The organism is Streptomyces sp. NPDC042364 (assembly GCF_056437585.1).
This window is the reverse complement of record NZ_JBWKAJ010000009.1, coordinates 1-17,862: the sequence shown is the minus strand read 5'-3', so window position 1 is coordinate 17,862 and position 17,862 is coordinate 1. Positions and strand designations below refer to the sequence as shown.

12 protein-coding genes are annotated in these 17,862 nt (G+C 70.1%); 10 read left to right on the top strand and 2 right to left on the bottom strand.

Annotated elements, in window-relative coordinates:
- Positions 1-3,978, bottom strand: a complete 3,978-nt coding sequence (gene eccCa, locus AC067N_RS19470) for a type VII secretion protein EccCa (RefSeq protein ID WP_478680138.1) — start codon at positions 3,976-3,978, stop codon at positions 1-3.
- Between the two features lie 314 nt (positions 3,979-4,292).
- Here eccCa and eccD point away from each other — a divergent pair, with 314 nt between their 5' ends.
- The 7 genes from eccD to AC067N_RS19435 all read left to right on the top strand — a co-directional run bounded on the left by eccD (position 4,293) and on the right by AC067N_RS19435 (position 13,038).
- On the top strand, positions 4,293-5,807 hold the full coding sequence (gene eccD, locus AC067N_RS19465; RefSeq protein WP_478680137.1) for a type VII secretion integral membrane protein EccD: 1,515 nt from the start codon (positions 4,293-4,295) through the stop codon (positions 5,805-5,807).
- 15 nt (positions 5,808-5,822) lie between these two features.
- Positions 5,823-7,334, top strand: a complete 1,512-nt coding sequence (locus AC067N_RS19460; RefSeq protein ID WP_478680136.1) for an outer membrane protein assembly factor BamB family protein — start codon at positions 5,823-5,825, stop codon at positions 7,332-7,334.
- 189 nt (positions 7,335-7,523) lie between these two features.
- Positions 7,524-7,811, top strand: a complete 288-nt coding sequence (gene rpsO, locus AC067N_RS19455; RefSeq protein WP_073949078.1) for a 30S ribosomal protein S15 — start codon at positions 7,524-7,526, stop codon at positions 7,809-7,811.
- Positions 7,812-8,170: 359 nt separating this feature from the next.
- Positions 8,171-10,402, top strand: coding sequence for a polyribonucleotide nucleotidyltransferase (locus tag AC067N_RS19450; RefSeq protein WP_478680135.1), 2,232 nt, complete (start codon positions 8,171-8,173; stop codon positions 10,400-10,402).
- Complete coding sequence (locus AC067N_RS19445; RefSeq protein WP_478680134.1) at positions 10,399-11,778, top strand: M16 family metallopeptidase; 1,380 nt, start codon at positions 10,399-10,401, stop codon at positions 11,776-11,778. The genes AC067N_RS19450 and AC067N_RS19445 overlap by 4 nt, the downstream gene beginning before the upstream one ends.
- A 35-nt stretch (positions 11,779-11,813) precedes the next feature.
- On the top strand, positions 11,814-12,566 hold the full coding sequence (gene dapB, locus AC067N_RS19440; protein ID WP_478680133.1) for a 4-hydroxy-tetrahydrodipicolinate reductase: 753 nt from the start codon (positions 11,814-11,816) through the stop codon (positions 12,564-12,566).
- A gap of 16 nt (positions 12,567-12,582) precedes the next feature.
- On the top strand, positions 12,583-13,038 hold the full coding sequence (locus AC067N_RS19435; RefSeq protein ID WP_478680132.1) for a hypothetical protein: 456 nt from the start codon (positions 12,583-12,585) through the stop codon (positions 13,036-13,038).
- 111 nt (positions 13,039-13,149) lie between these two features.
- Here the strand turns inward: AC067N_RS19435 and AC067N_RS19430 are convergent, their stop codons facing one another.
- Entirely contained in the window at positions 13,150-13,707 is a 558-nt protein-coding gene (locus tag AC067N_RS19430; RefSeq protein ID WP_478680131.1) for a hypothetical protein, read from the bottom strand.
- 189 nt (positions 13,708-13,896) lie between these two features.
- Here AC067N_RS19430 and thyX point away from each other — a divergent pair, with 189 nt between their 5' ends.
- The 3 genes from thyX (at position 13,897) to AC067N_RS19415 (ending at position 17,603) form a co-directional block, all read left to right on the top strand.
- Entirely contained in the window at positions 13,897-14,637 is a 741-nt protein-coding gene (gene thyX, locus AC067N_RS19425) for an FAD-dependent thymidylate synthase (RefSeq protein ID WP_478680130.1), read from the top strand.
- 211 nt (positions 14,638-14,848) lie between these two features.
- On the top strand, positions 14,849-15,748 hold the full coding sequence (dapA, locus tag AC067N_RS19420) for a 4-hydroxy-tetrahydrodipicolinate synthase (protein ID WP_478680129.1): 900 nt from the start codon (positions 14,849-14,851) through the stop codon (positions 15,746-15,748).
- Between the two features lie 169 nt (positions 15,749-15,917).
- Positions 15,918-17,603, top strand: a complete 1,686-nt coding sequence (locus tag AC067N_RS19415; RefSeq protein ID WP_478680128.1) for a ribonuclease J — start codon at positions 15,918-15,920, stop codon at positions 17,601-17,603.
- Positions 17,604-17,862: the final 259 nt, after the last annotated feature.

The window sequence follows — 17,862 nt, the reverse complement described above, 5'->3', positions numbered from 1 at the left end:
TCAGAAGTCTTCTACCGGTACGAGCCCCGTCTGGACCAAGGGCTTCCCCCGCCGCCGGGACACGAAGATCCCGCGGCCCGCGGGCATCGGCCGGGGCCGGACACCGCCGAGGAGGTCACCCTCGCCCGGATCACCCGCAAGGACGACGCCCTGTGCGCCGAGTTCCTTCATCCTCTGCATGAACGGCTCGTACGAGGCCCGCCCCGCGCCGGCGGTGGAACGGGCGATGATGAAGCGCACACCGACGTCACGGGCGAACGGCAGAAGCTCGGTCAGGCCGCTGAGCGGGTTGCCGCTCGACGTGGACACCAGGTCGTAGTCGTCGATGACCACGTACACCGTCGGCCCACGCCACCAGCTCCGGTCCCGCAGCTGCTGCGCGGTGACGTCGGCGGTGGGCGTGCGGCGCTTCATCAGGTCCGCCAGGGCCGTCATGTGGTGGTCCATGGCGTTGGACATCGGGATGTACTCGGCCAGATGGGACGCCGGGGTGACGTCGAGCAGCGAACGGCGGTTGTCGACGACGAACAGCTTGCAGACATCACCGGAGTAGCGCTCGGTCAGCTGCTTGACCAGCAGCCGCAGCAGATTCGACTTGCCGGACTCGCTCTCGCCGAAGACCAGGAAGAACGGGTCCTGCTCGAAGTCGACGAAAACCGGTTCGAGACTGTCCTCGTCGAGGCCGAACGCGACGCCCTGCCTCGGGAACCGGTCACCCGGCGGCAGCTGGTCCACCGGCACCCGCCGGGGCAGCAACCTGACCTCGGGCGCACCCGGAGCCTCCCAGTGCCGCGCGACCTCGGCGGCGAGCGCGGTCGTCGCGTCCGCCAGATCCGTGTCGGAGGTGAGTCCGTCGATGCGCGGCACCGCCGCCATGAAGTGCAGCTTCTGCGGCGACAGGCCCCGGCCCGGCACACCCGTCGCTACGTTCACCGCCACCTTGCGGTCGATCTCGGAGTCCATCGCGTCGCCGAGCCGCAGTTCGAGACGGTTCATGATGTGGTCCTTGAGGTTCGAGCGCACCTCCATCGAACGCGACGCGCTCAGGACCAGGTGGATGCCGTACCCGAGCCCTCGTGCCGCGATGTCGAGGACCACCTGGTCCAGACCCTCGTACTCGGACCGGAAGTTGCCCCACCCGTCGATGACCAGGAAGACATCCCCCCACGGCTGGTCGGTGACCGCGATGTCGCCGCGGGCGCGCCGGGTCCGGAACTCCGCGATCGACGAGATGCCGGCCGACCGGAAGTACTCCTCGCGGCGCGTCATCACGCCGTACACCTCGGCCACCGTGCGGCGGACCTTCTCCGGATCGAGCCGTGACGCCACACCGCCCACATGCGGCAGCCCGGCCACCGCCGACATACCGCCGCCGCCGAAGTCCAGCCCGTAGAACTGCACCTCGTACGGCGTGTGCGTCAACGCGAACGACGAGATCAGGGTGCGCAGCAGCGTCGACTTGCCGGACTGCGGGCCGCCGGTGATCTGCATATGGCCCGCCGCACCGGAGAAGTCCACCCACAGCGGGTCCCGACGCTGCTCGAACGGCTTGTCGACGATGCCCACCGGGACGACCAGCCGGCCCGCGCCCTCGTACCCCGGCTGGGTCAGCCCCCGGCCCGGCACCGCCGTGAGGCCGGGCAGCAGCCCGTCGAGCGACGGCGGGCTGTCCAGCGGCGGCAGCCACACCTGGTGCGCCGCCGGTCCCTGAGCCTCCAGCCGGCGCACGATCACGTCCAGCACGGTGTCGGCCAGCGCGTCGTCCGTGTCCGGCGCGTTCGATCCGGGCTCCGTACGCGGCCGGGGCACCGCCACGTACCGCACCGGCACCTCGGCCGCCGTGAACAGCACCGGCCGCCGGTCCACCGGCAGAGGCCCGCCCGGGGTGACCGCGCCCGCGGAACCGGCGCGGTACACCCCGGACACGTACGCCGCCTTGAAGCGCACCATCTCGTCCGTGCCGTACTTCAGGAACCCCGAACCCGGCACGTTCGGCAGCTCGTACGCGTCCGGCACACCCAGCGCGGCCCGCGACTCGGCGGCGGAGAAGGTCCGCAGACCGACGCGGTAGGAGAGGTACGTCTCCAGACCCCGCAGTCGCCCCTCCTCCAGCCGCTGCGAGGCGAGCAGCAGATGCACGCCCAGCGACCGCCCGATCCGGCCGATCTGCACGAACATCTCGATGAAGTCCGGCTTCGCGGTCAGCAGCTCGCTGAACTCGTCGATCACCAGCACCAGTGAGGGGATCGGCTGGAGCGGAGCACCCGCCGCGCGCGCCTTCTCGTAGTCGTGGATGTTGGCGTAGTTGCCCGCGTCGCGCAGCATCTCCTGGCGGCGGTTGAGCTCGCCCCGGATGGAGTCGCCCATGCGGTCGACCAGGGTGAGATCGTCGGCCAGGTTGGTGATCACGGCCGCGACGTGCGGCATCTGCGCCATACCGGCGAAGGTCGCGCCGCCCTTGAAGTCCGCGAGGACGAAGTTCAAGGTCTCCGAGGAATGGGTGACCGCGAGGCCCAGCACCAGCGTCCGCAGCAGCTCCGACTTGCCGGAACCCGTGGCACCGACACACAGACCGTGCGGGCCCATGCCCTCCTGCGCGGCCTCCTTCAGATCGAGCATCACGGGCCGGCCGTCCTCGCCCACACCGATCGGCACCCGCAGCCGCTCGGCGAGCGCGCGCGGCCGCCAGGTCCGGCTCGTGTCCACCGACGCGGCGTCCCCGAGGCCGAGCAGATCGGTGAACTCCAGGTTGGCGAGCAGCGGTTCGTCGTCGTCCCCGCCCGCGGCCATGCGCAGCGGGGCCAACTGCCGCGCCAGCGCCTCCGCCGACTCGTAGGACAGCGCGTCGGGGACCCCTTCGTAGACCAGACCCTGCCCCGACTCCAGGCGCAGCGACCTCGGGCGCACGACGACGGAGAGGTCACCCCGGGCACCGCTCGGCTCGCCCGGGGTGACCTCGACGACGGTCACACCCTGCAGACCCTCGGGCGAGGCCAGGACGGAGTCCGGCGGCAGGGACACCCCGTCGAGCACCACGACGACGTGCGGTTCCTCGGGGAGCGGTGCGGCGGTGGGATGGAAGCGGGGGCGGCCGGTCAGACGGGCCGCCAGCAGATCCTCCAGCGCACGGGGGTCGCCGCCGATCAGCCGGCGGCTGCCCGCGCCGTCCGTGGCACCGGGCGCCTGCACATGCGGCAGCCACTTGGCCCAGTCCCAGTGGGGCAGGGCCTCCCGCCCGGCCATGACCACGATCATCAGGTCCGCGGGCGAGTGCAGCGCCGTCAGCGAGCCGGTCAGGGCACGCGCCGAGGACCGTACGGACTCGGGCTCGCCGGCCATCGTGACGTGGTAGAAGGCGCGCAGCGACACCGCCATCGGCAGGTCGTCCAGAGTGTCGTGCGTGGCGATGAAACGCTGCATCGCCCCCGCGGACAGCGGCTCCAGCTGCTCCACCGGCCCGGTCTCCGGCGGCACCAGGGCCGTGGCCAGCGCCTGCGGCCCGAGACCGATGCGCACCTGTGCGAAGTCCTCGTCACCAGGCCGCCGTTCCCACAGCCGGCTGCCCTCGGCGACCAGCGCCCACAGCTGGTCGGGGGAGGGATGCAGGTAGTACTGGGCGTCGCGCTGCTTCCTGGCCGTCTCGACGGCCGAGCGCCGGGCCTGCGAGAGGTACAGCAGATAGTCGCGGCGGATGTCCGCCAACTGCGTCTGGGAACCACGGCGATAGCGGACGACCATCGCGATGGACATGGCGATGGTCGACGCGATCATCACCATGCCCATGACCCTCATGAACGGTTTGTCGCTCATGAAGAAGAAGACCACCGAGCCGCCCATGCCGAGCGTGGGCAGCAACTGCAGCAGCACACTCTCCTGTTGGCCGCGCGGCAACTCCGGCGGAGGCTGCAGGACGACCTCGTTCGCCGGCACCTCGGACGGCAGCGCCCTCGGTGGACGCTTCACAACGATCTGGCTCACCGCTCACCAATTCCCTTGCCGGACCCGGAGTTCGTCCGCCGCCCCGTGTCGGGCGGACGCGGGCCGCCGCGTGATCCTACTGACTTCGTGTCACACCGGCGGGCGGTAGGGTGCCGGTTGATTCGCGTGAGCACACGCCGATCAGGTCGGCGAAACAGGGCATTCCGCGGGATGCGGAGCCGCCCGGACACCCGACGCCGACCGCACCGACCGCTTTCCGCCGCCTCACCGGACCTCCCGCGAGGCGACCACGGGAAAACGGCGCAGGACCTTCACACCGCAGACGCGGAACCAACACCGAGGGGGAGCAGCAGGTGAGCATGACGGCCTCCGCGACGGCAGCCGGAGCCGGCGGGCCCGGTCAGGGAGCCCCTGCCGGGGCCGGTACGGGGCTGGGCTTCTGCCGGGTCACCATCGTCGCGCCCGACAGCCGCATCGACGTCGCCCTGCCGGACGACGTGCCGGTCGCCGATCTGTGCCCGGAGATCCTCAGGCTCTCCCGGCAGAGCCCCGCCGAGGGCGCCCCGGTCGGCTACCACCTGGTGCGCCGCGACGGCACGGTCCTCGACAGCGCCCGCTCGTTCGCCGCCCAGCGCATTCTCGACGGCGAACTCCTCACCCTGCGGCCCTTCGCCGACTCCCTCCCCCCGGCCGTCTTCGACGACGTCTCCGAAGCCGTGGCCTCCGCCGTCACCCGCGACCACCGGCTGTGGAGCGGCGACCTGACGCGTGCCGCCGGGCTCGTCGGCGGAGGCGTGCTGCCCACGCTGCTCGCCTTCGTGGCCTGGTCCGCCGATCCGCGGCACGACATGAACGGACTGCCGGGCGTCCTCGCGGCCGTGGTGGGCGTGCTCCTGGTCGCCCTCGCGGCCGTACGGGCCCGTGTCTACGACGACCGTGCCTCCGCCGTCGCGCTCGGGCTCGCCGCCCTCGCGAACGTGGCGGTCGGCGGCTCCGGCCTCCTTCCGCCCGCGGACGGCCAGGGCGTCGGCAAGCTCCAGTTCCTGCTGGCCCTCGCCTCGGTGCTCGTGGCCTCCGTCGTGCTCACGGTCTGCTCGCCGCGCGGCGACGGCCCGTTCGTCGCCTGCCTGTTCGCCTCGGCGGTCGGCATGGTCACCGTGTTCGTCGCGATCCTCATGGAGTGGACGCCCACCGAGATCGCCGCGCTGTGCGCCCCTCTGGCGGTTGTCGCGCTGGCCTTTCTGCCCGGCATGTCCATGCGCTTCGCCCGCCTGCCCATCGGCTACGAGCCGCCCAGCACCCAGCGCAGCGCCTACGGCGACGACCCCGCCGTCGCGCCGGAGCCGGTCGACCCGGCCCGCATCGAGGCCCAGGCGCGCCGCGGTCACGAACTGCTGGTCGGCCTGGTCGGCGGCTGCGCCCTGATCGCCGTCGCCTCCGCGGCGGTGCTGGGCTTCTCCGACGACGTCTGGGGCCAGCTCCTCGCCTTCGCGACGGGCGTCGCGCTCCTGATGCGTGCCCAGCTCTTCCGCTACACCGCCCAGGTCGCGGCCTGTCTGGCCGCGGGGCTCGGCTCCCTCGTGCTGCTGGGCCTCGGTCTGGCGCTCAACCCACCGCACTCCCTGATCCGCGACGCCCTGGCCGGCGACGGCACGGGCCTGTACATCCGCGCGATCTGGCTGGCCGCCGCCATCGCGGCCATCGCCGCGCTGGCCACCGCGATCGGGCTGATCGTCCCCCGTCAGGGCCTCACCCCGTTCTGGGGCCGCTTTCTGGAGATCTTCGAGGGGTTCGTCCTGCTGACGCTGATCCCGCTGGCTCTCGCCGTCTTCGGCGTCTACGGCGCCGTCCGCGCCATGACCGGCTGACCCGGGAGGCGCAACGTGAACGCCGGCACCTCCCCTTCGCCCTACACCGCCTCCACCCTGGAGGCCGAACGCCGCAGGAGGCTGCGCAGACTTCGGCTCGTCGCCGCGACGGCCACCGCCGCCGCGCTGCTCGCCGGCGCCGTCTGGACCGTGTCCTCGGGCGGCGACGAAACCGAGGCGGACAACACCGCGGCGGCCGGGCGGTCCCCGGACGACATACGCGAGACGGTCGAGACGGCGCCCAGGACGCCCGAGGCCGCGCTCGCGGTGAAGTACGACGTCAACGGACTCACCCCCGGCGCGTACCAGTCGTCACTCGGTACCTGGGCCACCGGCCGCCTCCTCGTGAAGTCCCTCAGCCGCGACATCACCGCGCTGGACATCGACAGCGGCGACCCGAAGTGGAAGCTCAGCTTCCCCGGCCCGGTCTGCGGTGCCGCGAAGCACGTCACCACCGACAACCGCACCGCCGTGGCGTACTCGGGCAAGACCATGGTCGGGGACGACGAGACGTCGGAGCGCAACACCGGCATGCCCTGCGACCATGTCGCGTTCATCGACCTCGACACCGGCGAGAAGCTCTGGGAGACGGGTCTGCCCACGGGCCGCGCCCCCGTCGCCGCCGAGATCACCCTGACCCGCGGCGTCGTCGCCGCCAGCTGGATGGGCACCTCGCTGGGGTACGGCATGGACGCCGGCCGGCTGCTCTGGTCCCGGAAGGAGGCGGCCTCGGCGGCGGGCTGCGAGGACATGGGGCTGGCCGGCGGCAAGGGCCTGCTGGCACTGCGCATCTGCCGCGACGGGCAGGTGACGTACAAGGTCCAGAAGGTCGATCCCCGCACCGGCCGCGGCCGGTGGACCTACGACGTCAGAAAAGGCATCAAAGGCGTCAGACTGGCCTCCGCCTCGCCGCCGGTGCTGGCCCTGGAAGCCGGTGAGACCGAGAGTCACGACATCAACGCCCTGATCGTCCTCCAAGACGACGGCACGCTGCGCTCCTCGATCACCTCGAACGTCGACCGCTACAGCACCCTGTGCGACCCGACCGCACGGGGACTGGTCGAGACCTGCGACGGAGTCGTGGTCGGCGAGCGGCAGCTGTTCATGGCCACCCGGGAGCGGCTCCTCACCGACGAGACCGTCGAGGGGGAGGTGTCGAACGAGATCGTCGCCTACGACCTCGACACCGGGAAGAGCGGTCTCAAGTTCGACGGCAGGCCCGGCCGGCCGCTGTACCCGTTGCGCATGAGCGGCGACCGGCTGATCGCCTACCGGCAGGGCGGCGAGTTCGGCCCCAGCGCGGCGGTCACCATCGACCCCTCATCGGGCAAGGAAACGCTTCTTCTGGCCTTCCCCGCGGCCACCGAGAGCGCGACCGGGATCCGGCGCTACGAGGACGGCCACACGGGGCTCATGTACGAGCACGGCCGGTTCTTCATGTACGTCAGGTCCGTCCAGGCGTCGACGGACGAGGCAGAGGAAGGCCGGGAGACACCGATCGCGCTGGGCTACGGAAGCACCGGCTGAGCCCCCGGGCAGAGCGGCCCCTCCGTACTGGTACGCTGTGTGACGGCCGTCTGTGTACGCATCCCCGGACCTCTTCGAGGACCCCGGAGGCAGCGCCGACGGATCCCCGCCACCCGAGTCACAGAAGCTCCCCTGAGACGAAGACCAGGGGCACTCGATGGCATCGAAGAGACTCAAGAGGAGTATCGCGTGTCGCTCGACGCCGCTACGAAGAAGCAGATCATCGCCGAGTTCGGTACCAAGGAGGGCGACACCGGCTCCCCCGAGGTCCAGGTCGCGATGCTCTCGCGCCGTATCTCGGACCTGACCGAGCACCTCAAGACCCACAAGCACGACCACCACTCCCGTCGTGGTCTGCTGATCCTGGTCGGTCAGCGCCGCCGTCTGCTGCAGTACCTGGCCAAGAAGGACATCCAGCGCTTCCGTGCGCTGGTCGACCGCCTCGGCATCCGCCGCGGTGCGGCCGGCGCCAAGTAAGACGCCGTGAAGGGAGCGGTTCCCGAAACGATCGGGGGCCGCTCCCTTTGCCGTACATACGGACCTTGCCGCACGGACGGAAACGTGCGGAGTGTCACCACCCCTTTGTAGTGTGGTAGCACAACGCCATATGGACGACGCAGCGTGAGGGGCACCCGAGAAGGGGTGGCCGCACGCGACCGAACGAGGAGAAGCGCACCAAGCCGCCGCCGGTCCTCGGTAGTGGCCCCCGGGGCAGCGAACCCCGGGTGCTTCGATCGAAGACCGGCCCGCACCGCACGGAGCGCTTCTCCGCCACCGTCCCCCTGTCACACGGACAGCGCGGGGCAAAAGACGACAAAGTAACGGAGAAAACGCTAGTGGAGAACGAGACCCACTACGCCGAGGCCGTCATCGACAACGGCTCCTTCGGCACCCGCACCATCCGCTTCGAGACGGGCCGCCTGGCCCGCCAGGCCGCCGGCTCCGCCGTCGCCTACCTGGACGACGACACCATGGTGCTGTCGGCCACCACCGCCTCCAAGAACCCCAAGGACCAGCTCGACTTCTTCCCCCTCACGGTGGACGTCGAGGAGCGGATGTACGCCGCCGGCAAGATCCCCGGCAGCTTCTTCCGCCGTGAGGGCCGCCCCTCCGAGGACGCCATCCTCACCTGCCGCCTGATCGACCGCCCGCTGCGCCCGTCCTTCAAGAAGGGCCTGCGCAACGAGATCCAGGTCGTCGCCACGATCATGGCCCTCAACCCCGACCACCTGTACGACGTCGTCGCGATCAACGCCGCGTCCGCGTCCACCCAGCTGGCCGGCCTGCCCTTCTCCGGCCCGATCGGCGGCGTCCGCGTCGCGCTGATCAACGGCCAGTGGGTCGCCTTCCCGACCCACACCGAGCTGGAGTCCGCGGTCTTCGACATGGTGGTCGCCGGCCGTGTCCTGGAGGACGGCGACGTCGCGATCATGATGGTCGAGGCCGAGGCCACCGAGGAGACCATCAAGCTGGTCCAGGGCGGTGCCGAGGCGCCGACCGAGGAGGTCGTCGCCGCCGGTCTGGACGCCGCGAAGCCCTTCATCAAGGTGCTGTGCAAGGCCCAGTCCGACCTCGCGTCGAAGGCCGCCAAGCCGACCGGCGAGTTCCCGATCTTCCTCGACTACCAGGACGACGTCCTGGAGGCCCTCACGGCCGCCGTCAAGGACGAGCTCGCCCAGGCGCTCACCATCGCCGGCAAGCAGGAGCGCGAGAGCGAGCTGGACCGCGTCAAGGCGCTCGCCGCCGAGAAGCTGCTCCCGCAGTTCGAGGGCCGCGAGAAGGAGATCTCCGCCGCGTACCGCTCGCTGACCAAGTCCCTGGTCCGTGAGCGCGTCATCAAGGAGAAGAAGCGCATCGACGGCCGCGGCGTCACGGACATCCGTACGCTCGCCGCCGAGGTCGAGGCCATCCCGCGGGTGCACGGCTCCGCCCTGTTCGAGCGTGGCGAGACCCAGATCCTGGGCGTCACCACCCTCAACATGCTCCGCATGGAGCAGCAGCTCGACACCCTCTCCCCGGTGACGCGCAAGCGCTACATGCACAACTACAACTTCCCGCCGTACTCCACCGGCGAGACCGGCCGCGTCGGCTCCCCGAAGCGCCGCGAGATCGGCCACGGCGCCCTCGCCGAGCGCGCCCTGATCCCGGTCCTGCCGACCCGCGAGGAGTTCCCCTACGCGATCCGCCAGGTGTCCGAGGCCCTCGGCTCCAACGGCTCGACGTCCATGGGCTCGGTCTGCGCCTCCACCATGTCGCTGCTTAACGCCGGTGTGCCGCTGAAGGCCCCCGTCGCCGGTATCGCCATGGGCCTCATCTCCCAGGAGATCGACGGCGAGACGCACTACGTCACCCTCACCGACATCCTCGGTGCGGAGGACGCCTTCGGCGACATGGACTTCAAGGTCGCCGGCACCAAGGAGTTCGTCACCGCCCTCCAGCTCGACACCAAGCTGGACGGCATCCCGGCCTCCGTCCTGGCCGCCGCCCTCAAGCAGGCCCGTGACGCCCGCCTCCACATCCTCGACGTGATGATGGAAGCGATCGACACCCCGGACGAGATGTCCCCCAACGCCCCGCGGATCATCACCGTCAAGATCCCCGTGGACAAGATCGGCGAGGTCATCGGCCCCAAGGGCAAGATGATCAACCAGATCCAGGAGGACACCGGCGCCGAGATCACGATCGAGGACGACGGCACCATCTACATCGGTGCCGCCGACGGCCCGGCCGCCGAGGCCGCCCGCGCCACGATCAACGGCATCGCCAACCCGACCATGCCGGAGGTCGGCGAGCGCTACCTGGGCACCGTCGTCAAGACGACCACCTTCGGTGCGTTCGTGTCGCTGCTCCCGGGCAAGGACGGTCTGCTGCACATCTCGCAGATCCGCAAGCTCGCCGGCGGCAAGCGCGTGGAGAACGTCGAGGACGTCCTCGGTGTGGGCCAGAAGGTCCAGGTCGAGATCGCCGAGATCGACTCCCGCGGCAAGCTCTCCCTCATCCCCGTGATCGAGGGCGAGGCCGAGTCCGACGGCGGCTCCGACGAGAAGAAGGACGACGCCGACAAGTGACGTCGCGTAGCTCCAAGGCGACGGCCCGCACCTCCACGGAGGCGCGGGCCGTCGCCCGTACCCAAACCCTGATCAAGGGCGTCGGCGGCATCGGCACGGTCCGCAAGACCACCCTCCCGGGCGGCCTGCGCATCGTCACCGAGACCCTGCCGTCGGTGCGCTCCGCCACCTTCGGCATCTGGGCCCACGTCGGCTCCCGCGACGAGACGCCCGCCCTGAACGGCGCCACGCACTACCTGGAGCACCTGCTCTTCAAGGGCACGTCCCGCCGGAGCGCGCTCGACATATCGTCCGCGATCGACGCGGTCGGCGGCGAGATGAACGCGTTCACGGCGAAGGAGTACACGTGCTACTACGCGCGCGTGCTCGACTCCGACCTGCCCCTCGCCATAGACGTCGTCTGCGACATGCTCACCGGCTCGCTCATCCGCGAGGAGGACGTCGACGTCGAACGCGGCGCCATCCTCGAAGAGATCGCGATGACGGAGGACGACCCGGGCGACTGCGTGCACGACCTGTTCGCGCACACCATGTTCGGCGACACCCCGCTCGGCCGTCCGGTGCTCGGCACGGTCGACACGGTCAACGCGCTCACCGCCGACCGCATCCGCCGCTTCTACAGGAAGCACTACGACCCGACGCACCTCGTGGTCGCCTGCGCGGGCAACGTCGACCACAACAAGGTCGTACGACAGGTCCGCGCGGCCTTCGAGAAGGCGGGCGCCCTCACCCGCACCGACGCCACCCCGATCGCCCCGCGCGAGGGCCGCCGCAGCCTCCGTACGGCCGGCCGCGTCGAGCTGATCGGCCGCAAGACCGAGCAGGCCCATGTCGTCCTCGGCATGCCCGGCCTCGCCCGCACCGACGAGCGCCGCTGGGCCCTCGGCGTCCTCAACACCGCGCTCGGCGGCGGCATGTCCTCCCGCCTCTTCCAGGAGGTCCGGGAGAAGCGCGGCCTCGCCTACAGCGTGTACTCGTACACCTCCGGCTTCGCCGACTGCGGCCTCTTCGGCGTCTACGCGGGCTGCCGCCCCTCCCAGGTCCACGACGTGCTCAAGATCTGCCGCGACGAGCTGGACCAGGTCGCCGAGCACGGCCTGCCCGACGACGAGATCGACCGGGCCATCGGCCAGCTGAAGGGCTCCACGGTCCTCGGCCTGGAGGACACCGGCGCGCTCATGAACCGCATCGGCAAGAGCGAGCTGTGCTGGGGCGAGCAGATGTCCGTCGACGAGATGCTGACCCGGATAGCGATGGTGACCCCGGACGAGGTCCGCGCCGTCGCCCGCGACGTGCTGGGACAGCGCCCCTCCCTGTCGGTGATCGGCCCGCTCAAGGACAAACAGGCGTCCCGACTCCACGACACCGTCGCCTGACCCCTCCCACAAGGCCCCAGAAGGAAGCAAGACAGATGAGCAAGCTGCGCGTGGCGGTCCTCGGTGCCCGGGGCCGTATCGGCTCCGAGGCGGTCAAGGCCGTCGAGGCCGCCGAGGACATGGAACTGGTCGCCGCCCTGAGCCGGGGCGACAAGCTGGAGACCCTCGCCGAGCAGGGCGCCCAGGTCGCCGTCGAACTGACCACGCCCGCCTCGGTCATGGACAACCTCGACTTCTGCGTCCGCCACGGCATCCACGCGGTCGTCGGCACCACGGGCTGGACGGACGAGCGCCTCGCGCAGCTCAGGGGCTGGCTGGACGGCTCCCCGGAGACCGGTGTGCTCATCGCGCCCAACTTCTCCATCGGGGCCGTCCTCACCATGAAGTTCGCGCAGATCGCCGCCCCCTACTTCGAGTCCGTCGAGGTCGTCGAGCTGCACCACCCGAACAAGGTCGACGCCCCCAGCGGCACCGCCACCCGCACGGCCCAGCTCATCGCCGAGGCCCGACGAGCCGCCGGCACCGCCCCGGCCCCGGACGCCACCGTGACCGCCCTGGACGGGGCACGGGGCGCCAGCGTCGACGGCATCCCCGTCCACGCCGTACGCCTGCGGGGCCTCCTGGCCCACCAGGAGGTGCTGCTCGGCGGCGAGGGCGAGACCCTGACGGTCCGCCATGACTCCCTGCACCACAGCAGCTTCATGCCGGGCATCCTGCTCGGTGCCCGCCGCGTGGTGCAGACCCCGGGCCTCACCTTCGGCCTCGAACACTTCCTCGACCTGGGCTGATCGGCCGGCACCCCTCATGCGCGCGAAGATCACCTACGCCGTCACGGCAGCCGTCCTGGTCGTCTACTTCGTCCTGGTCGGCAGCCGCGGAGTCATGCTCATCGAGACCGGCACCCCGATCACGATCGCCTTCGGTGTCGCCGTCCTGGTCCTGCCGGCGATCGGCATCTGGTTCCTGTGGAAGAACACCCAGTTCGTCCGCAAGGCCAACCAGCTCGCCGCCGAACTCGACGCCGAAGGCGGCCTGCCCGTCGACGAGCTGAAGCGCACCCCGAGCGGGCGCATCGACCGTGCCTCGGCCGACGAGGTCTTCGCACAGCGCAAGGCGGAGACCGAGGACGCCCCCGACGACTGGCGCACCTGGTTCCGCCTCGCCGTCGCCTACCACGACGCCCGTGACACGCCGCGGGCCCGCAAGGCGATGCAGCGCGCCATCGCACTCCACGACGGCAAGCCGATCCAGGCCGCCTGACCCACACACGGGTGAGGGGGCGGCCCGCACACGCGGACCGCCCCCTGACCCACACACGGGTGAGGGGGCGGCCCGCACACGCGGACCGCCCCCTCACCCGTTCGGTCGTATCTACGCGGCGCGCCCGTACTCCGCCGCCCATGCCTCGATCGTGTCCGCCGCCCGGTCGAAGGCCTCCGTACGCGCCAGGAAGTCGGCGTTGTGGGTGGTCATCAGCGGCGTCACATACTCCTGGACACGGTCCCTGCGCACGAGGAGCAGCGCCTGCCCCTGCACGGAGCGCGGCAGCCCGAGCCACCGCACCGGCTGCTGCACGGTGCGCACCGAGATGCCCGGCGCCCAGGACGCCGTGCGCGTCCGGAAGAAGCCCACCTGGCGCACGCCCCCCGCACTCACCCAGATGCCGACCCGCAGCAGCCGCACGGCGCAGCCGATGATCAGCAGCGCCGCTCCGAAACAGACCGCGCCCGCCTGCGGCGTCTCGGCAAGCGCGATGATGACCGCCGCGACCAGCACGTACGACGCGAGCAGCAGCAGGAGCGCGGCCGCACCGACCCGCCACGGGCCGGGCCGGTAGGGCCGCCGCCAGCGGTCACGGTCGTCGAACGGCAGCGGCTCGTCCACCGCCTGGTCGAAGGCGGGATCGGCGGTCAGGAAGGGCAGGGGCACGGCTGATCCTCACTCAATCCACGCACTGGTCGTGCCGGGTGAGGCTACCGAGCCGCACCCCGGCCCACCACTCCCAGCGGTCCGACCGGGGCACAAGGCGGTACAACTCAGGCCATCCGACCCGTTGTCGGTGCCGGGCCGTAGAGTGGGCGCCGCCCGAGAGCAGCAATGGGAAGGACCATCCGCACCGTGACCGACACCCCCGCCGACGATCTCAAGCCCACCTTCCGCAGCGATGTCACCGTCGAGCTGGTCAAGCACAGCGCGTCCGACTCCGACGTGCTGTGGGCCGCCCGCGTCTCCACCGCCGGCGAGCAGTCCCTGGACGAGCTGAAGAAGGACCCGGAGCGCTCCAAGGGCCTCATCAACTACCTCATGCGGGACCGGCACGGCAGCCCCTTCGAGCACAACTCGATGACCTTCTTCATCAGCGCCCCGATCTTCGTCTTCCGCGAGTTCATGCGCCACCGGGTGGGCTGGAGTTACAACGAGGAGAGCGGTCGTTACAGGGAGCTCCAGCCCCACTTCTACGTCCCCGACGAGTCCCGCAAGCTCGTCCAGGAGGGGCGCCCCGGAAAGTACGTCTTCGTCGAGGGCACCCGGGCCCAGCAGGAGCTGGTCGGCCGGATCACGGAGGACGCGTACGTCCACGCCTACGAGGCGTACCAGGAGATGCTCGCCGCCGGCGTCGCCCGCGAGGTCGCCCGTACGGTCCTTCCGGTCGGCCTGTACTCCTCGATGTACGCCACGTGCAACGCCCGCTCGCTGATGCACTTCCTCGGCCTGCGCACCCAGCACGAGCTGGCGAAGGTGCCGTCCTTCCCGCAGCGGGAGATCGAGATGGTCGGCGAGAAGATGGAGGCCGCGTGGGCCGAGCTCATGCCGCTGACCTACGCCGCCTTCAATGCCAACGGCCGCGTCGCCCCCTGATCAACAGATGTGTTTCGGCCAGGCACAGATGTACGGGTCAGTCGAGCGAAGTGTCCGTATTGCGGCATTTCGTGAAGTTCATCTAGCCTGATCAAACGGACCCGGCACTGCTTGAACCCCCGAGCAGGCAGTGCCGGGCTCCGCATTTGTCCTGACTTTTCCCAGCCCCCGAGGGCAGACCGCGCCCTGAGCAACGAGTAGCGTGTTACCCATGGCTCCGACCTCGACTCCGCAGACCCCCTTCGGGCGGGTCCTCACCGCCATGGTCACGCCCTTCACGGCGGACGGCGCACTCGACCTCGACGGCGCGCAGCGGCTCGCCACCCACCTGGTGGACGCAGGCAACGACGGCCTGGTCATCAACGGGACCACCGGCGAGTCCCCCACCACCAGCGACGCGGAGAAATCGGACCTGGTACGAGCCGTCCTGGAGGCCGTGGGCGACCGCGCCCACATCATCGCCGGCGTCGGCACGAACGACACCCACCACAGCATGCAGCTGGCCCGCGCCGCCGAGCAGGTCGGCGCCCACGGCCTGCTCGTCGTCACGCCGTACTACAACAAGCCCCCACAGGAGGGCCTGTACCGGCACTTCAAGGCCGTCGCGGACGCCGCCGGCCTCCCGGTGATGCTCTACGACATCCCCGGCCGCAGCGGCGTCCCCATCGACACCGAGACGATCGTCCGCCTCGCCGAGCACCCGCGGATCGTCGCCAACAAGGACGCCAAGGGCGACCTCGGCCGCGCCGGCTGGGCCATCGCCCGCTCGGGCCTCGCCTGGTACTCCGGCGATGACATGCTGAACCTGCCGTTGCTCTCCGTGGGCGCGGTCGGCTTCGTCTCCGTCGTGGGCCACGTCGTCACCCCGGAGCTGCGCACCCTCGTCGAGGCGTATGTCTCCGGCGACGTCCAGAAGGCCACCGAGATCCACCAGAAGCTGCTCCCGGTCTTCACCGGCATGTTCCGCACCCAGGGCGTGATGACCACCAAGGCGGCGCTCGCCCTCCAGGGACTGCCCGCCGGACCGCTGCGCGCCCCCATGGTCGAACTTTCGCCCGAGGAGACCGCCCAGCTCAAGATCGATCTTGCTGCCGGCGGGGTACAGCTCTAACACCAGACTTCGCGCGGCGCGAACCTGACATCGCACAGTGCGGCATCGGCTTCACAACTGAATACGCAGGACGCGAGTGCCTGCATCCCCATACACAACTGCTTTTGCACGAACGTCACGCGCGCCACGTGCCACAGAGGTACGTGGCGCGCGTGGTGAGGAGAGTCTTTTGAGTCATCCGCATCCTGAACTGGGCTCGCCCCCGCCCCTCCCCGAGGGTGGCCTGCGGGTCACCCCGCTCGGCGGCCTCGGCGAGATCGGCCGGAACATGACCGTCTTCGAGTACGGCGGCCGTCTGCTGATCGTCGACTGCGGAGTGCTCTTCCCCGAGGAGGAGCAGCCCGGAATCGACCTGATCCTGCCGGACTTCTCGTCCATCAGGGACCGCCTCGACGACATCGAGGGCATCGTCCTCACGCACGGTCACGAGGACCACATCGGTGGTGTCCCGTATCTGCTGCGCGAGAAGCCCGACATCCCGCTGATCGGCTCCAAGCTGACCCTCGCCCTGATCGAGGCCAAGCTCCAGGAGCACCGCATCCGTCCGTACACCCTTGAGGTGGCGGAGGGGAACCGTGAGCGCATCGGCCCCTTCGACTGCGAGTTCGTCGCGGTCAACCACTCCATCCCCGACGCCCTGGCCGTGGCCATCCGCACCCCTGCGGGGATGGTCGTCCACACCGGCGACTTCAAGATGGACCAGCTTCCGCTGGACAACCGTCTGACCGACCTCCACGCGTTCGCCCGGCTGAGCGAGGAAGGCATCGACCTCCTTCTCTCCGACTCGACCAACGCCGAGGTCCCGGGCTTCACCCCGCACGAGCGGGACATCTCCAACGTCCTGCGCCAGGTCTTCGCGGGCGCCCGCAAGCGCATCATCGTGGCCAGCTTCGCCAGTCACGTCCACCGCATCCAGCAGATCCTGGACGCCGCCCACGAGTACGGGCGCCGGGTCGCTTTCGTCGGCCGCTCGATGGTCCGCAACATGGGCATCGCCCGGGACCTGGGCTATCTCAGGGTCCCGCCGGGCCTGGTCGTGGACGTGAAGACCCTGGACGACCTGCCCGACCACGAGATCGTCCTCGTCTGCACGGGCTCACAGGGCGAGCCGATGGCCGCGCTGTCCCGCATGGCCAACAGGGATCACCAGATCCGTATCGTCCAGGGCGACACGGTGATCCTTGCCTCGTCGCTGATCCCCGGCAACGAGAACGCGGTCTACCGCGTCATCAACGGGCTGACCCGCTGGGGTGCCAACGTCGTCCACAAGGGCAACGCCAAGGTCCATGTCTCCGGGCACGCCTCGGCCGGCGAGCTGCTGTACTTCTACAACATCTGCCGCCCGAAGAACCTGATGCCGGTCCACGGCGAATGGCGCCACCTGCGAGCCAACGCCGAGCTGGGCGCCATGACCGGTGTCCCGCACGACCGCATCGTCATCGCCGAGGACGGCGTCGCCGTCGACCTCGTCGAGGGCAAGGCCAGGATCTCCGGCAAGGTCCAGGCGGGGTACGTCTACGTCGACGGCCTCTCGGTCGGCGATGTCGGGGAGCCGGCCCTGAAGGACCGCAAGATCCTCGGCGACGAGGGCATCATCTCCGTCTTCGTGGTCGTGGACTCCTCCACCGGCAAGATCACCGGCGGTCCGCACATCCAGGCCCGCGGCTCCGGCATCGAGGACTCGGCCTTCGGTGACGTGGTCCCGAGGATCACCGAAGTCCTGGAGCGTTCGGCGCAGGACGGGGTCGTCGAGCCCCACCAGCTGCAACAACTCGTCCGGCGCACCCTGGGCAAGTGGGTCTCCGACACCTACCGCCGCAGGCCGATGATCCTGCCTGTGGTGGTTGAGGTCTGACCCTCCGTCAGTGCTCGCCTGGAGCGGGGCCCCTCGATTTGCATCGGGGCGCCCCGCTCCAGTACGTTTACGGCTCCGCCCAGGGGGAACCCGACGCAACTGTGCGTCAGGAGCCACCCTGACCGGGTGGAAATTCCGACTCAGAACTTCTGATAAAGTCGGAGCCGCCGGAAAGGGAAACGCGAAAGCGGGAACCTGGAAAGCACCGAGGAAATCGGATCGGAAAACGATCTGATAGAGTCGGAAACGCAAGACCGAA

What these genes read in the sequence shown, in the direction of transcription:
- AC067N_RS19435 (WP_478680132.1), top strand. Translation starts at nt 12,583, where the DNA reads ATGCGCGCGAAGATCACCTACGCCGTCACGGCAGCCGTCCTGGTCGTC.
- dapB (WP_478680133.1), top strand. Translation starts at nt 11,814, where the DNA reads ATGAGCAAGCTGCGCGTGGCGGTCCTCGGTGCCCGGGGCCGTATCGGC.
- dapA (WP_478680129.1), top strand. Translation starts at nt 14,849, where the DNA reads ATGGCTCCGACCTCGACTCCGCAGACCCCCTTCGGGCGGGTCCTCACC.